The following is a 23,621-nucleotide window of genomic DNA, read 5'->3' as shown; positions in this document are numbered from 1 at the left end:
GTTCGAGCAAGCTACGCGGAGAGAGGCAGCCATGTCGCTACGGTTCGTGGGCATTGACCCGGACACCGATCACGACCATTGCCCAACAGTCTGGGCCGACGAAGAGGCAGGCGAATTGGTATTGCAGGGCTGGAAGGCTGGCCCTGATCTGCGTATGGCCTGTGAGTCGAACACACCAGCCAACGGGCCCATCCCGGACAGCGAAGAAGTCATCAGGATTCCGGCGCGCATGGTGCCGATGATCCGGAAAGCGTGCGATGCAGTCGAGCGTTCCGCCGTTCAGTGACCTACTGGCCAACACACGTGACTCCGCTGTCCACTTGGAAACGCGGGATGACTACGGCACCAACCCCCGGCTAGAGGCATGGCAGCGCGGGGAACGGGTGGACTGGACTGACCGCGATTCATGGTGGCACCCGTTCCATCAGACGATTGCGGATGCTGTGGCGCGTGGTGTCTCCATTCGCCGGGCGCGCGTGGTGTCGGAACCCGTCAGCGAATACATCCGCTGGGAGCACGACTCCACGCACGGGAACCTAGCTGCTGGGGAAGATGTCCGGTGGCTGCCCCGGAGTGCGCTGGCGGGCTTCCTGGTGCCAGCGCATGACTTCTGGCTGTTCGACGGGAACCTCCTCCGCATCCATCACTTCGCCGGGGATGGCAGCCACGTGAGGGATGAACTCAGCACGGATGCAGCGACGTTGAAGCTCTGTGCATCCGCCTTTGAGTCCATCTGGCAGCGGGCCATCCCCCACAGCGAATACAAGATCTAAGCGCGACCGGGCAGCCAATTCATGTCTTCACCTTCGTCCAAAGCCCAGCAAGCCAGAGAAGCCGTGGCCGGGCGGTTGCGGGAAATGAGGCTTGACGCAGGAATCACAGGGCGCGAGTTGGCTATCCGCTGCAACTGGAGCGAATCCAAGTCATCCCGGATCGAACACGCCAAGACGCCACCCAGCGACACTGACATACGCGCATGGTGCACAGCGTGCGGGGTGCCGGAACAAAGCGGTGACCTCATCGCGGCCAACCGGCAGGCTGATTCCATGTACGTCCAGTGGCAGCGCCTACAGCGAACCGGCCTTAGGCGGCTACAGGAGTCGGGCGTACCCCTCTACGAGCAGACGAGACAGTTTCATGTGTACTGCTCGAATGTCGTCCCTGGATTCTTCCAAACACCCGGCTACGCAACAGCGCTGCTGACTTCAATTGCGCACTTCCGAGGCACGCCTGACGATGTGTCAGATGCCGTCACTGCACGCATGGACCGATCACGCGTCATTCGGGAAGGTGACCACAGGTTCGCAGTCCTGGTAGAAGAGTCGGTGCTGCGGTATCGGATCGGAAGTCCGGAAGTGATGGCAGCTCAGCTTGGCCATTTGCTGTCAGTCATGGCGCTCCCCTCGGTCTCCCTGGGGGTCATTTCGTTCGCAGCAGCCCGTGAGGCGTGGCCACTCGAAACCTTCACGGTCTTTGACCGTCAGCGAGTGCACGTCGAAACGTTGGCAGCCTCCATCAAGGAGACCCAGCCCAGCGAAGTAGCCCTGTACCTCCGGGCGTTCGGCAACATGAAGAAGGTTGCCGCCTATGGGGCAGACGCTCGCTCACTCATCACCTCCGCCATTGACGCACTCAGTTAGGGAACGGGAACGCGGGCGGCTCTACTGGCTCCTTGGCGAGACTTATCACGCCTCAATTTCTGCCGTATCCGCCATAATGTGCGGCGCCGCTCGGTTCCATCCCTATCAAGCATCCGGGCACAGGCCACGCCAAACGTATTAATGGCATCAACTAGCTGCCGCCTGCAACTATCCGTCTCATTCATTGCATCCTCGTACGCCTTGCGTGCCGCCTCGAATGCGTCTTCATCTTCTTCGTCGGTTTCTTCCAACCATTGCTTCAATAGCTGTCGGCACTCGCCCAGGTGGGCGATCATGTCATCAACAGCGTCATGAACAACAGAACCAATAATGGCCAACGGCTCTGGTCCCGCAAGAACTACGTCGATCCATCGCGCGTCAAGATCTTCTTTAAACTGCCGTTCTTCTTCACGTGTCGAATCTTCGTAGGCAGGCGAATTCAGGCGAGCCTCTAAGGCGCGCAGCACTTCAAGAAAAGCTCTATAGGCCTCACGTCGCGGTTGGTGTCGCTCCTTGAAGTTCTCTGCACGTACGGTCATGCGCACACCATCACGCTGGGCGCGCCCCGCCGCGATTGAGCCGATTACACCGCTGATCGAGCCTGCTAAGGCGCCAAACACTGCCGCTATACCAGCATCCATGGCGTGATTGTCCGGCCCTGCTGACTTCCTGTCTAGGGCGTCTCCCCTGACGCTCCGTCTCGGCCCAATCGGTCACGCGCTGGTCATGCTCGGGAGTCTGCAAGGGGTATCGGGTGGGCGTCGCCGACAGCCTGGGAACACAGAAAGCCCCGGCCAGCGAGTGACCAGGGCATCAAATGGGGTATTTCTCTCCGCGCAAACGCTCCGAGTTGCGGGGCTAGGTTTTTCTCTCCCTGCCGAGTGTTTCCGCACTGGGGAGGGGGTGCCCCCCCCCCAGGTAGCGCTAGTAGATCCGTGGTGACGGTCGTCCGGCTGAAATGCAGCGCGCAAAATCCTGCTGACGAATCCTGCTGACGAGGCATAATCTGGTCATGGGCAAGCGAGAGCAATGGTTCCGTGAGGGCGCACCACTTTTCCGGCAAGCGCTCGAACAGCTTCGGCTTGCTGATCGGTTGCCGACCACCGAAGACGACTACTACGCGTGCCCGTGCTGTTTGATCGCGTACCCGTTTGAAGCGATTGCAGAGAAGGTATTGAGCACGGAACACGTGCCACCTGATGCGCTCGGCGGAAAGGGAATGCTGCTCACGTGTACACGCTGCAACAACGATGCGGGTCGACGCTTTGACGCTCATGCAATAAAGCGTGCGGACGTGCATAACTTCTTGCTGAGAAAGGAAAGCAATCGACCCGTACGTGCTGTATTTCTGGCGGACGGCATCTCCGTACGAGGGGAGGTACAGAGTTCCGGGACCGGATGGCTCATGCAGGGGGTCCCGAAACAAAATGACCCAGCGATGCTTGATGCCCACGAAAAGGCTCTACGCGAGGCCTCCGAGCGAGGTGAAGTGCCCAAGTTCACTTTCACACTGACGGAGCGATTTTCGCCTCAACATGCGGACGTCTCATGGATACGATCCGCATACTTGGCCGCATTCGCAGCCTTGGGCTGGCACTACATTCTTCGACCGGAACTTGATCCGATTCGTGCACAGTTGAAGTCTGATTCGCCAACAGAACTCCCGCTCACCATCGGATTCAACCCCAAGGCTGACAGTAATATTCGATCAATCATGATTGTCCGAGAACCAGAGAACCTGAGCAGTGTCCATGTAGTCATCGGGCACTACACCGTATTCCTACCGGACCCCTGGGGGACGCTGTCCTTGCAGGATTTGGCGGAGTCGATCTCAGGTTTGAGTGACGAAACGGGTGGCGTTACTGCCACGTTGAGCGGTCAGATCGCGGATTGGCCAACAAAACCCATGTACTTGCTGGATAAGGCGACTCGTTAGCGTCAGCACACACATCAATGAAGTGGCTGCACGGAAAAGGAGCAGGTCAAGAAAGGTGGGGGTTCCAGCCGGCTGAGGGTGCCTGGTTGCGTCAGCACACCCCGGAACGAAGGCTCTTGACCCCCTGCCTCGCGGGACAGCAAGGTTGGGTCATGGATGCAGGATTGGCGGCAGTACTCGGTGCATTGGCAGGGTCGGTCGCGACAATTGGCGCAGCGCTGGCTACTGGATGGTCAGCACGTGAACAAGCGAAGATGACGGCACGGGCGGAGCATCTGAGACAGAGACGTGATTCACGGCAGTCTGTATACGAGGAATTCATAGAAGCAGCAGAGGAGCATGCGAACCTGACTAAGATTCTGCTAGCTCCTGCACCACAAGACTTCGATGACCTAGAACGCCTCCGCATCCTTCCGCCGGGTATGGACCTAGAAGCGACTATTAGTGAATCTAAGTCACTACACGAAAGGGTTCGGAAAATCTCGACGAAAGTTCAGATTGCGGGCCCAAAGGAAGTGAGTACAGCTGCAGTGGCTGTAAGCGGTAAGTCGGGAAGTGTGTACGGTTCCCTTAGCGTGACGACTATCACGAGAAGTTATCCAGGCGCACGCAGTCTGGCTGAAAAATGGGAAGCCGGATGTAGAAACTACGTGGAATTCAGTGGCTCCATGTCGGACTTCACTGAAAAGGTGCGGATTGCGCTGGATAATGATGGGACGAAGGAGTAAGCGCCCTGCGCCATGACGCAGGGCAACTCGCTAAAAAGTTTCCATCATGGGATAACCGGCGGAACGATGGGGTTTCCCTCAGTGTCGCACGGAGTGAGGTCAATGACGTAGCGCTGGCCATCCCGTACAACACTGCTTAGGCCCCGTGGCATTCGTGTGCCCTGGTAATCAGCCGGGCAGCGATCCGACCACGCCGGGGAACCGTCGGGAAGTCGGGGAAACCAGGGATAAGAACCATCCGGCCCGGGATCCAGTGCGTCACTTGCCATTGATGAACGCCTCACGCTCAGCCTCAAGGGCATCAGCGAACTCCGCAGCACGGCGCCGAGACTCGTTCACGACAATCCACTTGAGATAGTCCACAACGTCTAGGGTGTATTCCCTCTCATCGGGCACCGTGCTTTGAGTAGAGGAAATGCCTAGCGTGGTCTCAGCGCGTCGGGCATGGTCCAGCACAATGCGCCGCTTCTCACGACCCGCAGCGAACCGAACCAGGTCTTCGAGGAAACCCATTGTTTTCGGGTCGTAGTCAACGGGCGCGCCTTCGGAGTCCCTAGCCTTCGCCGCTAGTTCCGTCCAACGTGAGTGAAACTCCGTGTCGTACTTTCGGGTTAGATCCACGCGCTTCGCGGCAGCAGCATCGCGCCTCAAAGCCTCTTCAGCTTCCAGCTTGGCCACCTTCGCCTGAGCGGCTTCGGCAGCCTTACGCGCCTTGTCTAGCGTCTCCAACTCGGCCTGAGTAGCGGGCTTGGTGTCCTGATTCATCGTGCTTCACTTCCCTTTCAGTTGGCCGTGCGGTAGTAACCGCTCGCAATGCGCTGCTCAGGGGTAGTTCCCTCTGCGCTGATGCTGGGGCTCGTCGGCGCAGCATCGTCTAGTCGATCGGCAGCCTTCCGAGCAACAGCCGCGTAGCCCATCGCCATTCGCATAGAAGGGTTGATGTCAACGCCCTTAGCCTCAGCATTCTTCAGGTGGGCAACCTCAGCATCAACCGATTCGCTGGCCGTAGAAGCCAGAGACTCAAGCACTCGGCGCTCACTCTCAGGGCTTCCGTTCTCTACGCCCGGCTCAACGGTGCGCATGTACCACGGGGTGTCATTCATGGGATTTCCTTCCAGGGACCACCTCCGGATTTTCGGAGGTGGTAGTCAGTGGTGGTAGAAGACCCGGCCCCAGCACTCCGGATTCTTGGGCCGGAGTCCTAGGTGACGCGCGCCATATCGATTGGACACGCGCTTATAGCCGGTGGCGATGAGCAGTCGTCCAAAGGTGCCCAGCGGTATGAACTTGTCTCTGCTGGCGGCCTTGCAGGCATCGAACAAGAGACTTGTGCTGGCGTCTGCGCCTGGGTGCTCCTCAAGGGCTTCCCCGACCACAGCGGCAAACTTCGCAACGTGCTTATGGTCAGCCTCAGTTAGACGCACCATCGGGGCTGCCTCCTAGGACGTTGATGCGAACCCAAGCGAAGGCCGCGAACAGCTCATCCCGCTGCTGTTCGTCTGTCGGCACGATTGCATGAGTTTCGAGAATTTCTAGCGCTTGCTCAGCGCCGATAGCGTCCATGCGTAGGCACTCCGAATTTCAGGGAATAGGGGTCAGCCGGCTCGGATCTGGCGGTTTTTTCAGATAGCGCCAGCCATTTGGTAGATCAGCGATACCCAGAGCACCATTACCAGCACTTCAGGAAGCCAACCGAGTAGGGCGTCCATCAACCTTCACCGCGCTCTAGGGCGTTGTGCCGAAAGCCACGGGCCATAAGCGCCAGCGCGTCATCAATAGCGGTAGCGCTGGCCTTTGTGCGTCGGGGCTTCCTGGTGGCTTCCTGAGCCTCTATGTGCCGTAGGGCGACCTCACGGTTTGCTTCCCGGGCCCGGGTGTCAGCAGCGCGGCGTTCATCGCTCACAGCGGCGTACGCGGCTTCCTTGAGCCTGGCCACTTCAAAGGGAAAACGCTCAGCGCCGTAGGAACGGTGCGCGTCATCAAACCGAAGGTGACAGCGTCGACACATGGCGCGATAGCTGGTGGTGTTCTGGCTGTAGGGGCCGTGCTCGCTGTCCAGCTCCTCAGCGTCGTCCCACTGGTAAGCCCAGTCATTGGCGCTGAGCCCACACCAGTGGCAGGCGCTGTAACGCGCTGGAAGGCGGAGCGAGTTGAGGGTTTTATGCATGGCTTTGTAGCCGGTCATGGAAGTCCTTGCGTGGCTGCCCGCGTATCGAACGCGCGGAAACGAGAAAAGCCCCCGAGCGTGGGGAGTGAGAGAAGGGGCAGCCACGCGCCTTCAATTACTCGACCCACGCCCGGGGGCTGGATGTCTACGGAACGAACCCCCGTAGCAGGGTGTCTAAGCTCGCGGGTCTGGTGTGGCTGCCACCCGCTAAGGCACGGTCTCCCCTGCCCTTCACAATGTGTCTAGGGAGTCGAATGCTCGTCGGCACCGGAAAGCGGGCCCTTTTAGACGGCTCTCCAGGAACGTTACAAGGCCGTTACGGGTACCCCCACCAGGCGAGGAAGCAGGGCCCAGAACGGGCGAGTGTAGAAATGTACTTTCGAGGGCCGGGCGGCGTATCGACTAGAGAACTCTATTCGATTACCGGGATGGGACCTGAAACTACACTTCTACATTTATGCAGGTCAGAGTAGGTGATCTGACAGCGTGTCAGAAATGGTTCTACACGGCGCCTTGGTTCTGCGCTCTTTTCCGCTGCCCGCCCCGGGGGCCTCGAACGCTGGCGGCATGAGAAAGCCCCGCCCGGCATCGCTGCCTGGCGGGGCCGGTGAGCCTCAGTGGAGCAGGAAGGATCGCGAGCTCCTGTCGCGCAGCCGCTTGAGTGCCTTGCTGCGGGCGGATGCCACATGCCCCTTCGGGACCCCCAGGGCTACCGCTATCTCGCTGTCGGTCATGCAGCCGTACTTGCCGATACCGTACGTCATTTCCAGCACGCTCCGCTGTTGCTCCCCGAGCGTGAGCAGCATCCATGCCACGCGGCCGCTAGAACGCCCCGCGTCGCCCTCTGAGGGCTCCGCCGGTTCGGGGGTGGCCAGTTCCTCGGGCATCTCCCCAACGGGGCTCACGGCGGCCCTCACGACCTTCGCAGTTGCTGGGCTCATCCGCCATGCCAACTCACCGGAACTCAGCAGCCGTTCAGCTTCGTCGGCATCGCCCTTCGCGTGCTTGTAGGCGGAGCGCCAGAGCTTCGCTTCGTCCAAGCTGAGTCCCAGGTAATGCATGGCGCAATGCGCGTCCATCATGGCGCCGGTAACGGTCTTCGCTGCGTAGTTCACGAAGTGTTCCGGAGTCACACCATCAAAGCGCGACAGGCATTGCCACAGAGCCTCACGCCCTTCCTGGGCAAGGTCTTCTGCATGCTGCCGGTTGATGCGTCGAGCACGCGCCCTGATGAGCCGGTCAAGTTCCCGGAGTATCACCGTGATTGCTTCGCTGTTGCCGTCGAGCGCCGCAGTGAGCTGCGTTTCATCAACCCTCATACCGCTACCGCCAACTCGGCTGCCATGGCTGTGAGTTCGTTTGCCGCCTCAACAAAGAAGTGCGTACTCACGTCGAATATCATCCGGCCTTCATCAAGCTTTCGCCACCCCCCGCGTGTGCCACGCTTCACGGTCAGGTGAGCCCCGGCTTTGAGCAGCATGCGCCGCTTCTTGGCCGTGTCAGCCTCTTCCCACAAGTCCGCGTAGGTCTTTCCGGTGCTGATCTCCTCCGTACGAGGCTCCACCTTTTCGAGGGTTTCAAGCTCAGCAAGTCGTGCGTCTAGAGCATCCATGTGCTTCTGCCAGGATGCTTGCGCTGCTTTCGACTTCTGCTGTCCCCGTTCCGCGCGGTGCGCTTCGTACTCAGCGAGGGTGGCGTCAATCTCGGGTTGCGGATCGTACCCAGGAATGACGCGACTGAGTGTTACTTCCAGCGCGCCTGCCATGCGCAGGAAATCCCGACTCACGTATTCATCTGCCCAATCACCACGAACGTTTACCGGCGCTTCGCAGGAGTCTCCACGGGCACTGCTATTGCACTTATAGGTAGGCGTCTTACCGTCCTGGGCATTCAGGTACATACGTCCGCCGCACGAAGCACAGTGGATAACTGCGAGAAGTAGTGCGTTTGTGTCTTTGCGTTCCCGGTTGTTGATGCGCCGGGAGTCCAGCAAAGCGCCCACACGGTCATACTCGGCACGTGTGAGGAGGGGTTCAGCCGTCGCCATCACCGGCTTTCCCTCGCTGTCACGGACCGGATTTCCGTCGTGTACCTTCCAGCCCAACAAGGCCGGAGAACGAAGCAACTTCGAAATGACGGGCGGTGTCCACTTGAATCGCTCACGCGATACGCGCTGCCCCTTGGCTCCCCCGGTCTTTCCGCCAGTTTTCCGACCCTTGACCAATGACCACCAGTCGCGCGGGGAAGGAATTCCGCCAGCGTTCAACTCTTCGGCAATGGCGGTGACAGTCTTCCCGGTCACGCCTTCCGACGGATCCCCCATCAATCCCTGAATGATGCGCTCAATGACGGCTACTGGCGCTGGTCCGCATCCCTCAATGGCTTCCGTGGCGGGCGTCAGAGTCCAGCCGCCGCCTTCCAGCGGAACGGGAGCGTAGCCGTAAGGCGGACGGGAACCACGCCAGCGAAGTTCCATGCCCCGCATGGCCGCCTGAGCACCTAGCACGCGCTCACGGATGGACTGAGCTTCGAACTCAGCGGCAAAGGCGAAGATTTGGAGGATCAGTTGAGTTATCAGGTCTACGCCGTTGCGGAAGTCTAGAACCAGACGGCCACCCGGCCCTTCAGCAAAGACAATGACCTTACGGTGTTTCCGCGCCCAAGTAACTAGGGCATTCATGTCGGCCATGCTGCGAACAGCACGATCAAATCGCCAGAACAGCACGGCGTCGAATTCTTCCGGACGCGTAAGCCAGGAACCCAACTCAGGGCGCTCAAAAGGTGTGGTCTTGCTTGCGCTGACACCCAGGTCTACGGCTTCCCCGATGATCTCTGCGCCAATGGATGCTGCGGCGTTCTCATTGGCAGCACGCTGACGGCTGGGGCTGGTGGTCTCGTCAGTCTCGACTGACAGGCGGATGGCAGATAGTGCACGGGTCTGATCGGTCTTCACGGACCCGTGCAAGTGAGTCGAACGCTGACCCTCGCTGACCAGGGACGATGTAGCCACGGTGGCACCACTCCAGAACTCCTAGACCGGTGCGTCTGGAGACCCGGAGGGCAACGAGTTCTGCGTGGTGCGCCCGAAGCGGACATTGATCGACTGAGCGTGCTCGCCCGGCTAACCAGGCTCCACGAGCCCCGACTCGTACGCGCAGATGACCGCCTGCACCCGGTCGCGCAGGTGCAGCTTGCTCAGGACGTTGCTGACGTGGGTCTTGACCGTGTGCTCGCTGACGTGGAGGGTCGCGGCGATCTCCGCGTTGGTGAGGCCGCGGGCGAGGTGGCGCAGGGTCTCCAGCTCGCGGGCGGTCAGGGCCGAAAGGGTGGGCGTCTCACGGGACTTGGGCCTGCGGCGTGCGACGTCGGCGACGAGGCGGCGGGTCACGGACGGGGCGAGCAGGGAGTCGCCCGCCGCGACGACCCGGACCGCGTGCACGAGGTCGTCGCGGCGTACGTCCTTCAGCAGGAAACCGGACGCGCCCGCGTACAGCGCCTCGTAGACGTACTCGTCGAGGTCGAACGTGGTCAGCATGACGACGCGGCAGCTGGACTGTTCGCAGACGCGGCGGGCCGCTTCGATGCCGTCCATGTGCGGCATGCGGATGTCGAGCAGGAGGACGTCCGGGGCGTGGCGGCGCACGGCGGTGACGGCCTCCGCGCCGTCGGCCGCTTCGGCGACCACCTCGATGTCGGGCTGCGCGTCGAGGATCATGGTGAAGCCGCTGCGCACCAGCTCCTGGTCGTCGGCGACCACGACGCGGATGCTCATGGCGCGTGTTCGGCCGCGGGGCGGCGCGCGGCGGGCAGTCGGGCGGTGACCCGGAATCCGCCGTGCGGGCCCGGGCCGCTGTGCGCGCTGCCTCCGCAGGCCGCGGCGCGCTCCTCGATGCCGACGAGTCCGCGCCCGCCACCGGCTCCCGGTGTGTCGGGTCCGGTTCCGTCGTCCGTCACGGTGATCGCCAACTCCGCGTCCCCCCAGTCGAGTTGTACGTCCGCCCGGGCAGCGTACGCGTGCTTGACGGTGTTGGTCAGGGCCTCCTGGACGATCCGGTACGCGGCGGTCTCCGTTTCGGGGGCGAGGGGGCGTGGGTGGCCCGTGCTGCGCAGAGTGACGGCGACTTCGGTGGTCGCGGACACCTGGCGGATCAGGCCGGGGAGGCGGGCGACGCCGGGGGTGGGCGCGACGGCGGGGTCACCGACGCCGCGCGCACTGTTGCCGTGGCCGGTCAACACGCCCAGGATCAGGCGGAGTTGCTGCATGGCCTCACGCCCGGCGCCCGCGATCGCGTCGAACGCCGCCTCCGCACGCGCCGGGTCGCTGCACACCACGACGGGGCCCGCCTCGGCCTGCACGACCATCAGGCTGACGGCGTGGCCGACCACGTCGTGCATGTCCCGGGCGATCCGGGCGCGTTCGCTGGTCACCGCGCGGGCCCGGTCGACCTCGCGCTCCCGCTCCACGGCACGGGCGCGCTCCTCAAGGGCGGTGGTGTACGCGCGCTGAGTGCGGGCCAGCACCCCGAACCCGTAGGCGCTCAGGAGGCTGAGCAGGTGGAAGGCGTACTCGAAGGGCTCGGCGTGCTCCTTCATGGACATCGTCGCCGACGCCCCGATCAGCCAGCCGACGAGCATGACGCGGCGCGGCACCGGTTCCGCGTACGCGGCGAGCGTGTAGAGCAGGACGAGTCCGCCGTACACGACGTCGGGCGGCGGCGCGTGGTACAGCGCCATGGCCGGGGTGGCGACGGTCACGACGACCGCGCACAGGAGCGGTGCGCGCCGCCGCCAGATCAGCGGCACCGCCGTGCCCGCGCCCAGCAGGAAGCCCTGCCAGGACAGCGGGTCGCCGTCCTCGTCGGGGAAGAGGAACTGCAGGGACACGGCGAACAGGACGAGGGCGGCCAGCGCCCCGTCGACGACGTACGGGCTGGTGCGGCGCGGCAGACGCATGGTGCGGCTCCTCGTGGCCTGGTCCCTGTGCAGAGTCTTCGCGGGGTGCTCTGCGGGGCCAGTATCGAGGGGCGGCCCGCTCAACACCTCGCCGGTGAGAGGGATTTCGGGCCGCCCGCACCGGTTTCCTAGAAGGGGCGGTCCCCCGCGATGGCGACGCGTTCGGCGACCCGGCGGGCGTCGCCGTAGTCGGCCACCGCGTAGTGCTGGGTGGCGCGGTTGTCCCAGAACGCGATGTCGCCCGGCTGCCAGTGGAACCGCACCTGGAACTCCGGCACGTGGGCCTGCTGGTACAGCAGTCGCAGCAGCCGGTCGCTCTCGGCACGCTCCATGCCGAGGATCCGGGTGGTGAAGGAGGTGTTCACGAAGAGCATGCGGCGCCCGGTCTCGGGGTGGCGGCGCACGACCGGGTGGGTGACCGGCGGGAACAACTTCTGCCACTGGGCGAGGCGTTCGGGACCGTAGAAGCGGCGGAAGCCGGGCAGGAAGTCGTGCTCGGCCTCGGCGCCCTCGATGCGCGCCTTCACCTCGTCGGAGAGGTTGTCGTACGCGGCCGCCATGTCGGCCCACATGGTGTCGCCGCCGAACGGCGGGACCTCGCGCAGCTGCAACACGGCGCCCAGGGCGGGGCGTTCGCGGAAGGTGACGTCGGTGTGCCACACGTTCTCGTAGCTCGGGACGCCGCCGGCACCCTTGTCGAAGCGGACGACGTCCTCGCTGTCACCACGCTCCAGGAGCGGATTGGTCTCCAACTCGCCCCAGTTACCGGCGAATTCGCGCTGGCGCTCGCTGGTCAGGTGCTGGCCGCGGAAGAACAGCACCTTCCATTCGAGCAGGGCCCGGTTCAGCTCCTCGCGCAGCTCAGGGGAGAGCGGCAGGCTCAGGTCGAGGCCGCTGATCTCGGCGCCGATGGTGGCGCCCTGCGGGGTGAGGTCGAACAGCTCGTAGGGGCGATCCTGCCAGCCGTCAGGGGTGCGGCGCAGAACGCGGCGCCCCTCGTAGAGGCCGTCGGCGGGGATGTGGGCGGGGCGCAGCGAGAGAGAAGGGGGCATTTCGGTCACGGACAAGGGGGGCCTCCACAGGCACGCAGTGACGAGGGAACGCGCTGAACGCGAGAGTGATCCGTACGTGCGGTATGCGGTACGTGGTGCGTGCGGTACGTAGTACGTGCGCGGCCGACGCCCTACGGGGCGGTGGCTTCTACAAGGCGTACAGCAACGCGTACTGCACGACGTACAACTAGACGTACGGGAAAGTTCGGCGAGGGGTCTACAAGCCCGCTACAAGCCGCTGCGCGCGCAACCACATCGGTCCGGCACGGGGGCCGTTCCGAGAGCGTGGGCGCGATGCATGAACATGTGCCCCATCCTGCGCCCCAGTTGATCATTCCGTCAAGTGCCGCGAGGCCGGCCCCGCGGAGAGCGGGACCGGCCTCGGCAGAGGTACCGGGCGTCAGGCGGTGGGCGCCGGGAACGTCGGGTACTCGACGCCGGAGACGTGCTGGACGACGCGGATCACCTGGCACGAGTAGCCGAACTCGTTGTCGTACCAGAGGTAGAGGATCGCGTTATCGCCGTCGACCTTGGTCGCGCCCGCGTCGACGATCGAGGCGTGCCGGGACCCGAGGAAGTCGCTGGAGACCGCGTCGGGCGAGTCCGTGAAGTCGATCTGGCGGCGCAGCGGCGAGTTCAGCGAGACGTCGCGCAGGTGGTCGAGGACCTCTTCGCGGCTGGTCTCGCGGCCGAGCCGCAGGCTGAGGATCGCGATCGAGACGTCCGGGACGGGGACGCGGATCGAGGAGCCGGTGATCGGCGCCTTGAGGTCCGGCAGGGCCTTCGCGACGGCGGAGGCGGCGCCGGTCTCCGTGATGACCATGTTGAGCGGCGCGGACCGGCCGCGACGGTCGGCCTTGTGGTAGTTGTCCAGCAGGTTCTGGTCATTCGTGAACGAGTGAACGGTCTCCACGTGACCGCGCTCCACCCCGTACTCGTCGGCCATCGCCTTGAGCGGCGGCACGATCGCGTTCGTGGTGCAGGAGGCGCAGGACAGGATCTGCTCGTCCGGCTTGATCGTGTCGTGGTTGACGCCGTGCACGATGTTCGGCACGTCACCCTTGCCGGGCGCGGTGAGCACGACCTTGTCGATGCCGGGCCGCAGGTGCGCGGAGAGGCCCTCGCGGTCGCGCCACTTGCCGGTGTTGTCGATCAGGATGGCGTCCTTGATGCCGTACGCCGTGTAGTCGACCTCGGACGGGTCGTTGGCGTAGATCACCTTGATCGCGTTGCCGTTGGCGTTGATCGTGCTGTTCGCCTCGTCAACGGTGATCGTGCCCTGGAACTGGCCGTGGATCGAGTCGCGACGCAGCAGCGAGGCCCGCTTCACGAGGTCCTGCTCACCGCCGCCGCGCACGACGATGGCGCGCAGGCGCAGACCGTTGCCGGATCCCGCCTTCTCGATGAGCAGGCGGGCGACGAGGCGGCCGATGCGGCCGAAGCCGTAGAGGACGACGTCGCGGCCCTCACCGCGCTCCAGCTTCAGGGCGCCGGTCGCGCCGGCGACGGCCTCGGCGGTGAACTCCTCGACGCTCAAGCCCCGGTCGTCGGTCTTGTACGTCATCGCGAGGATGCCGAGGTCGATCTGGGAGGGCCCCAGGTCGAGGTCGGCGAGGGCCCTCAGGAAGGGCATCGTCTCGGTGACCGAGAGCTCCTCGCCGGCGATCTGGCGGGCGAATCGGTGGGCCTTCAGCAGGCTGACCACCGACTTGTTCACCAAGGAGCGGCTGTGCAGCAGGACGTTCACGTCCCGCTCGCGGTGCAGCTTCCCGATGATCGGGATCATTGCCTCCGCGGTCTCCTCACGGTGCTTCCAGTTGGTGAACGAGTCGTCGTTGACAGTCACGTGCGTCTCTTTCGAGCTAGGCGGCGCTCATATGCTAACCCGCCCGCTCGGCTGTCATTTCAGGGGGCCGAGCCCCAGCTCGGCGAAGCGTTCGCCGATGCGGCGGTGGGCGGCCGCATCGGGGTGGACGGCGTCCGGCAGCGGGAGTTCCTCGTGGTCGGCCTCGCCGTACAGTTCGCGGCCGTCGAGGTAGTGCAGGTGCGGGTCGTCGGCGGCGCGCTGGGCGACGATGCGGGCGAGTTCGGCGCGGATGGTTTCGAGGGTGAGCCTGCCCTGGGCCACCTCCGCCGGGTCGCCGGTGGCCTTGAAGCGCATCTGCCCCTCGGCGACGGAGCTGAAGTCGGGCATGAGCGGGCCGGGCGTCTCCTCGTGGATCGGGCACAGGATCGGCGAGACGACGAGGAGCGGGGTGGTCGGGTGCCCCTCACGGACGGTGTCGAGGAAGCCGTGCACGGCGGGGGTGAAGGCCCGCATCCGCATCAGGTCGGCATTGACGAGGTTGATCCCCATCTTGACGCTGATCATGTCGGCCGGGGTGTCCCGCAGGGTGCGCGCGGTGAACGGGTCGAGCAGGGCGCCGCCGCCGAAGCCCAGGTTGACGAGGTCGACGCCGCCGAGGGAGGCGGCGAGCGCGGGCCAGGTCGCGGTCGGGCTCGCGGCGTCGGAGCCGTGACTGATGGAGCTGCCGTGGTGCAGCCACACCTTGCGGCCGGAGCTCCCGAGGGGCGCGGTGGGCTCCACGGGTGCGTCCGTGCGCAGGGCGACGAGCTCGGTGGTCTCGTTGTGCGGCAGCCAGATCTCGACGGTCTTGAGGGCGTCGGGCAGACCGGCGAACCGGAGCGTGCCCGGCTCCCCGGGCGTGTGCTCGAAAGTGCCCGCGCCCATGTCGATGGTCAGGGTGTCGCCGCCTGCCACACTCCCCTGCCCGGCGAGCCGACCGTCCACGAGCAGGTCGTAGAGGCCGTCGGGGCGCGGCGGCACGCCTACGTAGACGCGCTTGGTCGGCACCGTGTCGAGTTCGACGACGGTGGCGCGGGTGCGGAAGGCGAGGCGGACGCCGGAGGGCTGCGACTCGGCCATGGCCAGCTGGCCGTCCGTGTTCTGGGCGCGGGCCCAGGCGGGGAGGCGGTGCGGGAGGAGGCCGCGAGCGGTGCGCTCAATGTCGATCGCACCGTGGACGAGGTCGTCCGTCAGCGGTGTAGTCGTCAACTCAGTCAACTCATGGACGGGATTCGGGGTGCTCATGGTGGCGTCAATCTGTTGATCAAGGATGTGGATGACTCGCCGGGCAGGTCGCGCGGCGGGCGCCGGTTCACGCCTGCGCGGGCCAGTTGCGAAGCAGCGCGTCGAGCGCGTCCAGGCTGCGCGCCCAGCTCTCGCCCGAGTCGGGTGCGCTGTGGCTGAATCCGCCGGCCAGTTCGAGGCTGACGTAGCCGTGGAAGACGCTGCCCAGGAGCCGGACGGCGTGGGTCTGGTCGGGTTCGGTGAGGTCGTAGCCGCGCAGCACGGCCCGCGTCATCTGCGCGTGCCGCACGCCCGCGCTCGCCGCAGCCGCCTCCGGATCGAGCCGGTACTGGGCGGAGGCGTAGCGGCCCGGGTGCGAGCGGGCGTAGTCGCGGTAGACGTTGGCGAGAGCGGTGAGCGCGTCCTTGCCGGACCGCCCCGCGAGAGCGTCGGCGGCAAGGTCGGCCAGCTCCTGCAGGGCGATCAGGGCGATCCGCGTCTTCAGGTCGTGCGAGTTCTTCACGTGCGAGTACAGGCTCGCGACCTTGACGTCGAACTGCCGGGCGAGGGCCGAGACGGTCACATGCTCGAAGCCGACCTCGTCGGCCAGTTCGGCACCGGCCCGGGCCAGCCGCTCCGCGGTCAATCCGGCACGCGCCATGACCGTACGCCCTCTCCCTCAGCCCCCATCACTGTTACCGAAAACGATTCTGCACTTGCCTAATACCTTTAGGCAAATCCACGTCGGATTTCGTTTACCGGGTCCCTGCCGTCAGCATCCGCAGCGAGATCGATTCGGCGATCGCCTGCTGCCCGGCGATGTTCGCGTGGACGCCGTCCCCGTTGTCGTACGCGGGCTTGATGCTGTTCGGGTGCAGCGGGTCCTTCAGGACCTCGTCGAAGTCCATGACGCCGTCACAGGTCCCGGAGCACGAACTCGCCTTCTTCGTAAAGAGGTTGACCGTGTGGCGGTCCAGGTTGTTCTGGTCCGTGTAGCCGGGGCGGGGTGTGATGGGCGTGACGTAGATCCTGATTCCGGCGTCGCGCAGTTCCTTGAAGACCTTCTTGTAGCTGGCCAGGATCTGGTCACCGTCGCAGCCGAAGGCGAGGTCGTTGGTGCCGTAGTAGAACAGGACCGAGGTGACGCCGTGCAGGGCGAGGACGTCCCTCTTGAGGCGGCTCGCGGCGTCGAGGCCCTTCACGTTCGACGGGGCGCCGGGGCAGTCGGCCGCGCTCGTCGTGCCGCTGATGCCCGCGTTGGCGATCGCGACCTGGTCGGTGCGCGGGAGTTCGGCGTGCACGCGGCGCGCGAGGTCGTCGGTCCAGCGGCGGTTGGTGCCGGTCTCGGTGCAGCCGGGGCCGCAGTTGGTGCTGCCGACGCCGTCGACGACCGAGCTGCCGTAGGCGACCGCGCTGCCCTTGAGGCGGGGGTTGTGCACATCGACCGCGCTCACCAGGTAGGTGGCGTCGACGGTCTTGGTGTACGCGGCGCCGCTGGTGTCGGCGGTGCGGTCGCCGGTGCCCTCCGGCGTGAGGTAGTTGGTGCGCAGCGCGGTGCGGTGCTGGCCGGGGGTGGCCGCGCCCTTGAGCGCTACGGAGACAGCCACGTCGTCCTGGGCGGCCGTGTCGAGGTCGGCGGGGTCGCTCCACACCTCGCCGCCCGCGGGAACGGTGACGTGGGTCTTTCCGTCGAAGCGGACGGGGTGAGTGTCGCCCTTGATGGACGCCCCGTCGCCGCTCAGGCCGACGGAGGCGCCGCCGATCTCCAGGGGCGCCGCGCCGAAGGTGTTCTGGATGCGGACGCGGACGCCGTCCCCGCCCTGGCTGAGATGCGTGACGGTGCGGACGGACTGGTCGCGCAGCCGATCCGTCCCCGCGTCCTGCTGGGACTGGGCCCATGAGGTGAACCAGGCGTTGCCACCGGCCTGTCCGGGTCTGGCCTCGGCAGGGTGCGGGGCAGCGGCGAGGCCGCCGCCCGCGATGGCGAGGACGGCCGCTGCGACGGTCGTGAGCGTACGAAGTCGAGGCATGTGCACAACCTTCTTCCGGTGAACGGGAGTCTGGATGGTGCGGTGCTACGAACGCGAAAGTGGTGCTGTGCTACGAACGCGGAAGGGGCCCGGCAACCCGGCGCAGGCCCCATCCGTCTTTCCTGTCAGCCGCCGACGAGCGCCCTCAACGACACGTAGAAAAGCGAGGGGCCGAGGAGGCAGCCGACGCCCGTGTAGAAGGTGGCGGTCATCGCCCCGTACGGGACGAGCCGCTTGTCGGTGGCCGCGAGGCCGCCGGCCACGCCGGACGTGGTGCCGAGCAGGCCGCCGAAGGCCATCGCCGACTTGGCGTTGTTCAGGCCGATCAGGCGCGCGACCAGCGGCGTACCCACCATCACCACCACGGACTTGACCAGCCCCGCGGCGACCGACAGCGCGATCACGTCCGAACTCGCGCCCACCGCGGTGCCCGTGACGGGGCCCACGATGTACGTGGCCGCGCCCGCGCCGATGGTTGCGAGCGAGGCCGCGTCCCGGTAGCCGAACAGCGCCGCGACGAGCGCCCCGGCGACGAAGGAGACGACGACGCCGAGCAGGATCGACAGGGCGCCGGCGGGCCCCGCCCCCTTGATCTCCTTCAGGTCGACGCCGTACGCGGTGGAGACGATCGCGAAGTCGCGGAGCATGGCCCCGCCCATCAGGCTCATCCCGGAGAGCGCGGTGATGTCGGCGATCCCCGCCTCTCCCCCGGTCGCCGAGCCGCCCCAGTAGGCGAGCGCGAGGCCGAGCACGATGGCAATGGCGGAGCCCTGCAGCCGCCCTCGGGTCAGCTTCTTGGACAGCCATGCCGAGACCAGCATCAGCGTGCCGACGAGGGCGAAGGCGACTATGAGCCCGTTGTCCTTGCAGACGGAGACGAACGTATCCACGTCAGGCCCCCTGCTTCTCGGTGGCGGGCTCCGCCGCTTCCGCGCCCGCGTCACTCAGGGGCGGCAGGGGTTCCCCTTTTCCGCCGATCCGCGCGATCACCGGCACCAGGGCGAACCCTGCGACGAGCGCGACGAACCCGGCCAGCAGGGCCATCGGGCCGCCGGTGACGGCCTTGTACACGTTCTGGGTCGACGCCATCGCGATGACGATCGGGATGTACATCGCGCTCCAGAAGAGCACGCCCTGTTCGCTCGCCTCGGGGAACTTGCCCTTCTGACGCAGCCAGTGGGTCGCGAACACGAGCATGATCATGGCGAAGCCGACGCCGCCGACATTGGCGTCGACGCCGAGCGCCTCGCCCAGGTATTCACCGACGAGCGTGCCCGTGAGCATGCACACCGCCAGCGCTGCCACTCCATAGAGGACCATCGTCTTCTCCACATTGAGAGACCGGGAAGTAAGTAAGCGAGAACGTGGGGGGTGGAGATGGGGAACGTAAGGACAGGTAGAGGTACCGGGTAGTGGTTCGGGTCGAGGCACGGGTAGAGGTCAGACCTTCGCGAACAAGTCCACGTACTTCTTGCGGAGTTCGGCCTTCTGGACCTTGCCCATGACGTTGCGGGGCAGCGACTCCACGACGCGTACCGCGCGCGGGTGCTTGAAGCGGGCGAGGTCGGGTGCGATGGAGTCGATGAGGTCCCGCTCCTGCGGCTCCTGGCCCGGCGCCGCGACGACGACGGCGACGACCGTCTCGCCGAAGTCCGGGTGCGGGACGCCGATCACGGCGGATTCGAGGACCGTGGGGTGGGCGTCGAGGAGCGTCTCGATCTCCTTCGGGTAGACGTTGAAGCCGCCGGAGATGATCAGGTCCTTGCCGCGCCCGGAGATGCAGAGGTAGCCGTCCTCGTCGATGAGGCCGAGGTCGCCGGTGATGAAGAAGCCGTCCTCGCGGAACTCTGCGGCGGTCTTCTCGGGCATCTGCCAGTAGCCGGCGAAGACGTTGGGGCCGCGGACCTCGACGCTGCCGACCTCGCCGTCGGGCAGCGGCTTTCCGGTCTCGGCGTCCACCACGCGGATCTCGGTGCCGGGCAGCGCCTTGCCGACGGTGCCGGGCTTGCGGGGCCCGCCCTCGTACGGGTTGGTGGTGTTCATGCCGGTCTCGGTCATGCCGTAGCGCTCCAGGATGGCGTGTCCCGTGCGGGCCTCGAACGCCTCGTGGTCGCTGGCGAGCAGCGGCGCCGAGCCGGAGACGAACAGGCGCATGGAGGCGCAGGTCTCCGGGGTGACCTTCTCGTGCTTGAGCAGGCGCGTGTAGAAGGTGGGCACTCCCATGAGCACGGTGGCGCGCGGCAGCAGCTCCGCGATCGCGTCGGCGTCGAACTTCGGCAGGAAGAACATGGAGGCACCCGAGGTGAGCACCATGTTGGCGGCGACGAAGAGACCGTGGACGTGGAAGATCGGCAGGGCGTGGATCAGCCGGTCCTCGGACGTGAACTGCCAACTGCCGAGCAGCGCCTCGCAGTTGGAGGCGAGGTTCTCGTGCGTGAGGATCGCGCCCTTGGAGCGGCCCGTGGTGCCGGAGGTGTAGAGGATGGCCGCCGGGTCGCCCGCCGCCGCCTCGTGCACGTCGTCGTGGTGGGCGTCGCCTTCGAGGAGGCTGCCGTCGCCCGCGGTGCCGAGGGTCTCGACGACGAGGTCCGGGCCCTCGCGGTGGGCGTGGTCGGCGCGGCGCTGCGGCGGGCAGACGAGGACGCGGGGCTTGGCGTCGCCGATGAAATAGTCGATCTCGGCGCCGGTGTAGGCGGTGTTGAGCGGCAGGAACACGCCGCCGATCTGCAACGTCGCCAGGTAGAGGGCGATGGCCTCGACCGACTTGTCGACCTGCATGGCGACGCGGTCGCCGGGGGTCACGCCGTCGGCGACGAGGCGCGCCGCGATGCGCCGCACGGTGTCCGCGGTCTCGCGGTAGGTCACGGACCGCCCGTCGGGCAGCTCGAAGAGCGCCTTGTCCGGCCGGAGTTCCGTCTGCTCGACGAAGGACCGGTGGATGGTGCGGAAGGGGGCGGTCGCCGTCGAGGGGCTCGTCTGCGTGCTCATCGGGGTGGTTCCTTTCTTCTTTTCCCCCGAGGCCCGGTCGTACGGGGCCTCGTGCTGCGGGAAGTCTTCTTCGAGGGGGCCGCCGACCGCGACGGCGCCGCGGCGCACGAAGTCCTCGTGGCGGCGCTCCAACTGGTCCGGTTCGTAGCGGTAGTTGATCATCGCGCCGTAGGACTGGCGCCACGCCTCGGGCGAGGAGTTGGCGGGCCAGTCGAGCTGCCAGGCGGCGGCGCCGTTGCCGAGGTGGAAGCGGGCGACAGGGTCGAGGGGGCGGCCGTCGGGGCGGCGTTCGGCGACGACGTAGCGGGCGAGGGCCGGGAGGAGGCGGGGGCGGATGCGCTCGGCGTCGTCGATGACATCCGGGTTGCTCAACTCGGCTGCGAGGGAGGCGAGTTCGGGCTCGTGCCCGGCCCGCGCCTCCAGCCACGCCCGGAAGCCGGGGATGGGTGACAAGGTCGCGAACTGCGTGAGGTGCGGGAGTTGTTCGCCGACCTGCTCGATGACCTGCTTGATGAGGAAGCTGCCGAAGGAGACTCCGGCGAGGCCGTCGAGCGCGTTGTTGATGGAGTAGAGCGCCGCCGTGTCCGCGTGCGCGGGGCCGAGCGCGGGGCCGGGTTCGAGCAGCGGGGCGATGCTGTCGGGCAGCCCGCGGACGAGGGCGACCTCCACGAAGATCAGGGGTACGTCGCCGATGGCCGGATGGAAGAAGGCGTAGACGCGGCGGTCCTCGGGCTCGATGCGGCGTCGCAGTTCGGCCTCGGACGCCATCGGGTGCACCCGCTCGCCGCGCAGCAGATGCCGGTGCAGCTCGGGCGGCGAGTCCACGGTGACCTCCTCCATGCGCAGGAAACCGCGGTTGAACCAGGAGGTGAGCAAGTGGTGGAAGTCGTGGTCGAGGGGCCGCAGTTCGGGGTGGGCGGGCAGCAGGCGGCGCAGGTCGGCGCGCATGTGGACCAGGGCGAGGGTGGCGTCGGGCGCGTGGTTCATGCGGCGCAGGAGCTGCTGGCGGGCCGGCTCGACGACGTCGAAGAGGCGGACGAGCTCCGCCTCTCCCTGGGAGCCGGTGGCGCGGGCCTCTTCCCAGCGGCGGTAGGCGGTGCGGACCTGGTCGGCGTCGGCGTCGTAGGTCTTGGTGATGTGGGCGAAGAAGGCGAGCCGGCCGGCGTCGTCGAGCGCCTCGTAGGCGGCGAGGGCGCGGGCCGCGACGGCGCGCGTGGAGGCCTCGCCGACGTCGCTCATCAGGACTTCGCAGGCCGCGAGCAGCTGGTCGAGCGGGGCGTCGGCGGTGGACCGGTCGGCGTCGCCGTCCGCTCGCGCGCCGAGCTTTCCGAGGGCTCGGTACAGGTCGGTGAGCAGCCAGCCGTCGTGGCGGTCGTCGTGGTGTTCGTCGTGGTGTCCGTCGCGGTGTTCCTCACGCCGTTCCATCTGCGCTCCCGCCCACGTCTCGCCACGACGCTCGATATGCATCGTGGGGCATGATGTATATAACAACCGCACGGTAGATCACAGGAGTGACCGGCGCCACCCCCTGGAGCGGCCGGATAATCTGGGCAATCGGAGGTGGAGATGGCTCGAGTCCCTGAGGCCAGACGCGTACGCGACGCCCTGGAGAACGCGGTGGTGGACGGCCGGTACCGGCCGGGCGAACGCCTCGACCCGGCGGAGCTTGAGCGCGAGTTCGGCTGCTCGCGCACGCCGGTGCGCGAGGCGCTGCAGGCCCTCGAGCGGTCCGGCCTCGTACAGATCCGCCCGAAGCAGGGCACGTACGTCACCGAGCTGAGCGTGTCCGAGCTGGCCGAGCGCTTCGAGGTCATGGCGGAGCTGGAGGGGATGGCGGCGCGGCTTTCGGCTCGCCGTATAGAGCGTGAGGCGCTGGCCGAGCTCGAGGACGCGCTGCGGGAGTGCGAGCAGCATGCGCGCGCGGGCGACGCCGATCCCTACTACTACGCCAACGCCCGCTTCCACGCGATCGTCTACGACTCGTGCGGCAACGAGTATCTGCGGCAGCAGTCCCATGCGCTCAAGCGGGCCCTTCAGCCTTACCGGCGGCTGCAGTTGAGGGTGCCGGACCGGATGCGGCGGTCCCTGGCGGAGCACCGGGCAATTGCCGACGCGATTGCCTCCGGCGCGGCGGAGAGGGCGGAGGAGGCGGCGCGTGAGCATGTGCTCGTGCAGGTGAAGGAGTTCAGCCAGTTGGTGCGGACGTGGCGTCACCTGACGGAGCCGGCGGCGGGCTGACCGTTGGGGTGCGGCGGGCATTGCCTCCCCCACGGGGCTCTGCCCCGGACCCCGCGAGTCTCGTCCCGGAGCGGGGCTTAGAACCGTCACAGATACCCGGTTGGGCTCCCGGCCGTTCCAACAGAGGATTGAGCGCGTGACGGAGACGACGGACACGGCAGGCATGAAGGCGTTCCACCAGGCGGTCACCGAGTGGGCCGCCGGTGGTTCCGGCACGCCGGCCCGGGAGCTGGCCGTACGTCTGCGGGTGCGCAGCGCCGTACTCCTCGAAGGGCTCAGTGACGTCGCGGCGGTTGACGCGCTCGCCGAGCGGCGCGGGCGGGACCTCGCGGCCGAGGGCGTGTGCGTCGTGTCCATGGGCGGCGCGATGAACGTGGGCCGTTACGCCCGGCTGCTCGGACCGGCAGGGCTCGGGCTGCGCCTGACCGGGCTGTGCGACGAGCGCGAGCGGCGCTATTACGACCGCGCGCTGGAACCGGCCGACGGGCCGGACGGCGGCACCGTCTTCGTGTGCGTCGCGGACCTGGAGGACGAGTTCATCCGCGCGCTCGGCGTCGCACGGGTCGAGGAGGTCGTCCGGGAAGCCGGCGAGTGGCACCCCTGGCAGACCTTCGCCCGCCAGCCCGCCCAGCAGGACAGGCCCGCGCACCGCCGCCTGCGCCGCTTCCTCGGCACCAAGGCCGGCCGCAAGATCCGCTACGGACGACTGCTGACCGAGGCGGCGTACGACGCCGGGTGCGTGCCCGCGCCGCTCGAGGAGCTTTTCGCGCAGCTGTAGGCGGCATGCGGCGACGTTTCGGTGCGCCCCGAAGGGTTCAC

22 protein-coding genes are annotated in these 23,621 nt (G+C 66.3%); 6 read left to right on the top strand and 16 right to left on the bottom strand.

Annotated elements, in window-relative coordinates:
• Window positions 1-31 precede the first annotated feature (31 nt).
• The 3 genes from OG746_RS20900 to OG746_RS20890 are packed head-to-tail and all read left to right on the top strand — an operon-like array spanning window position 32 to window position 1,640.
• Window positions 32-286: a hypothetical protein gene (locus OG746_RS20900; protein WP_266716667.1), complete on the top strand. Its 255-nt coding sequence runs from the start codon at window positions 32-34 to the stop codon at window positions 284-286.
• Window positions 258-773 carry a DUF6879 family protein gene (locus OG746_RS20895; RefSeq protein WP_266716665.1) on the top strand — a complete coding sequence of 172 codons (516 nt, stop codon included), beginning with the start codon at window positions 258-260 and terminating at the stop codon, window positions 771-773. The genes OG746_RS20900 and OG746_RS20895 overlap by 29 nt, the downstream gene beginning before the upstream one ends.
• 21 nt (window positions 774-794) lie before the next feature.
• A complete protein-coding gene (locus OG746_RS20890; protein ID WP_266716663.1) occupies window positions 795-1,640 on the top strand; it encodes a helix-turn-helix domain-containing protein in 846 nt (281 codons plus the stop codon).
• On the opposite strand, the gene OG746_RS20885 is transcribed toward OG746_RS20890, so the two are convergent.
• Window positions 1,637-2,281 (bottom strand): hypothetical protein, encoded by a 645-nt coding sequence (locus OG746_RS20885; RefSeq protein ID WP_266716661.1) that lies wholly within the window; start codon window positions 2,279-2,281, stop codon window positions 1,637-1,639. The two genes, OG746_RS20890 and OG746_RS20885, sit on opposite strands and share 4 nt — an antisense overlap.
• Window positions 2,282-2,652: 371 nt before the next feature.
• On the opposite strand from OG746_RS20885, the gene OG746_RS20880 reads away from it, so the two are divergent.
• Window positions 2,653-3,576: an HNH endonuclease gene (locus tag OG746_RS20880; protein ID WP_266716660.1), complete on the top strand. Its 924-nt coding sequence runs from the start codon at window positions 2,653-2,655 to the stop codon at window positions 3,574-3,576.
• Between the two features lie 986 nt (window positions 3,577-4,562).
• Here OG746_RS20880 and OG746_RS20875 read toward each other — a convergent pair.
• From OG746_RS20875 to OG746_RS20805, 15 genes are all read right to left on the bottom strand, one after another.
• The gene (locus OG746_RS20875; protein ID WP_266716659.1) at window positions 4,563-5,069 is read right to left on the bottom strand and encodes a hypothetical protein; all 507 of its coding nucleotides are present in this window, start codon (window positions 5,067-5,069) and stop codon (window positions 4,563-4,565) included.
• Window positions 5,070-5,086: 17 nt separating this feature from the next.
• Window positions 5,087-5,407, bottom strand: coding sequence for a hypothetical protein (locus OG746_RS20870; RefSeq protein WP_266716658.1), 321 nt, complete (start codon window positions 5,405-5,407; stop codon window positions 5,087-5,089).
• A 605-nt stretch (window positions 5,408-6,012) separates the two neighbouring features.
• Window positions 6,013-6,489, bottom strand: a complete 477-nt coding sequence (locus OG746_RS20865) for a hypothetical protein (RefSeq protein WP_266716656.1) — start codon at window positions 6,487-6,489, stop codon at window positions 6,013-6,015.
• 596 nt (window positions 6,490-7,085) lie between these two features.
• Window positions 7,086-7,790: an RNA polymerase sigma factor gene (locus OG746_RS20860; protein ID WP_266716654.1), complete on the bottom strand. Its 705-nt coding sequence runs from the start codon at window positions 7,788-7,790 to the stop codon at window positions 7,086-7,088.
• The gene (locus OG746_RS20855) at window positions 7,787-9,424 is read right to left on the bottom strand and encodes a recombinase family protein (protein WP_266716652.1); all 1,638 of its coding nucleotides are present in this window, start codon (window positions 9,422-9,424) and stop codon (window positions 7,787-7,789) included. Before OG746_RS20855 ends, OG746_RS20860 begins: the two co-directional genes overlap by 4 nt.
• A 168-nt stretch (window positions 9,425-9,592) precedes the next feature.
• Window positions 9,593-10,243, bottom strand: a complete 651-nt coding sequence (locus OG746_RS20850; protein WP_266716650.1) for a response regulator — start codon at window positions 10,241-10,243, stop codon at window positions 9,593-9,595.
• Window positions 10,240-11,424 carry a sensor histidine kinase gene (locus OG746_RS20845; protein ID WP_266716648.1) on the bottom strand — a complete coding sequence of 395 codons (1,185 nt, stop codon included), beginning with the start codon at window positions 11,422-11,424 and terminating at the stop codon, window positions 10,240-10,242. The genes OG746_RS20850 and OG746_RS20845 overlap by 4 nt, the downstream gene beginning before the upstream one ends.
• Window positions 11,425-11,552: 128 nt before the next feature.
• Window positions 11,553-12,476: a TauD/TfdA dioxygenase family protein gene (locus OG746_RS20840; protein ID WP_266719106.1), complete on the bottom strand. Its 924-nt coding sequence runs from the start codon at window positions 12,474-12,476 to the stop codon at window positions 11,553-11,555.
• A 400-nt stretch (window positions 12,477-12,876) separates the two neighbouring features.
• A complete protein-coding gene (locus OG746_RS20835; RefSeq protein WP_266716646.1) occupies window positions 12,877-14,322 on the bottom strand; it encodes a glyceraldehyde-3-phosphate dehydrogenase in 1,446 nt (481 codons plus the stop codon).
• Window positions 14,323-14,376: 54 nt separating this feature from the next.
• Complete coding sequence (locus tag OG746_RS20830) at window positions 14,377-15,567, bottom strand: GDSL-type esterase/lipase family protein (protein ID WP_266716644.1); 1,191 nt, start codon at window positions 15,565-15,567, stop codon at window positions 14,377-14,379.
• A 67-nt stretch (window positions 15,568-15,634) separates the two neighbouring features.
• On the bottom strand, window positions 15,635-16,207 hold the full coding sequence (locus tag OG746_RS20825) for a TetR/AcrR family transcriptional regulator (RefSeq protein WP_266716642.1): 573 nt from the start codon (window positions 16,205-16,207) through the stop codon (window positions 15,635-15,637).
• Window positions 16,208-16,301: 94 nt separating this feature from the next.
• Window positions 16,302-17,576, bottom strand: a complete 1,275-nt coding sequence (locus OG746_RS20820) for an SGNH/GDSL hydrolase family protein (RefSeq protein WP_266716640.1) — start codon at window positions 17,574-17,576, stop codon at window positions 16,302-16,304.
• Between the two features lie 125 nt (window positions 17,577-17,701).
• A complete protein-coding gene (madM, locus tag OG746_RS20815) occupies window positions 17,702-18,466 on the bottom strand; it encodes a malonate transporter subunit MadM (protein ID WP_266716638.1) in 765 nt (254 codons plus the stop codon).
• Between the two features lies 1 nt (window position 18,467).
• Window positions 18,468-18,896 (bottom strand): malonate transporter subunit MadL, encoded by a 429-nt coding sequence (gene madL / locus OG746_RS20810; RefSeq protein WP_266716636.1) that lies wholly within the window; start codon window positions 18,894-18,896, stop codon window positions 18,468-18,470.
• 120 nt (window positions 18,897-19,016) lie between these two features.
• Window positions 19,017-22,031, bottom strand: coding sequence for an AMP-binding protein (locus OG746_RS20805; RefSeq protein WP_266716634.1), 3,015 nt, complete (start codon window positions 22,029-22,031; stop codon window positions 19,017-19,019).
• Between the two features lie 99 nt (window positions 22,032-22,130).
• Here OG746_RS20805 and OG746_RS20800 point away from each other — a divergent pair, with 99 nt between their 5' ends.
• Window positions 22,131-22,802 (top strand): GntR family transcriptional regulator, encoded by a 672-nt coding sequence (locus OG746_RS20800; protein WP_266716632.1) that lies wholly within the window; start codon window positions 22,131-22,133, stop codon window positions 22,800-22,802.
• 163 nt (window positions 22,803-22,965) lie between these two features.
• Window positions 22,966-23,580, top strand: coding sequence for a TOPRIM nucleotidyl transferase/hydrolase domain-containing protein (locus OG746_RS20795; RefSeq protein WP_266719105.1), 615 nt, complete (start codon window positions 22,966-22,968; stop codon window positions 23,578-23,580).
• Window positions 23,581-23,621: the final 41 nt, after the last annotated feature.

This window comes from Streptomyces sp. NBC_01016 (assembly GCF_026341035.1).
In the GTDB taxonomy this organism is placed as follows: Bacteria; Actinomycetota; Actinomycetes; order Streptomycetales; family Streptomycetaceae; genus Streptomyces.
The sequence above is the reverse complement of the archived record's forward strand: the minus strand, read 5'-3'. Positions and strand labels throughout refer to the sequence as shown.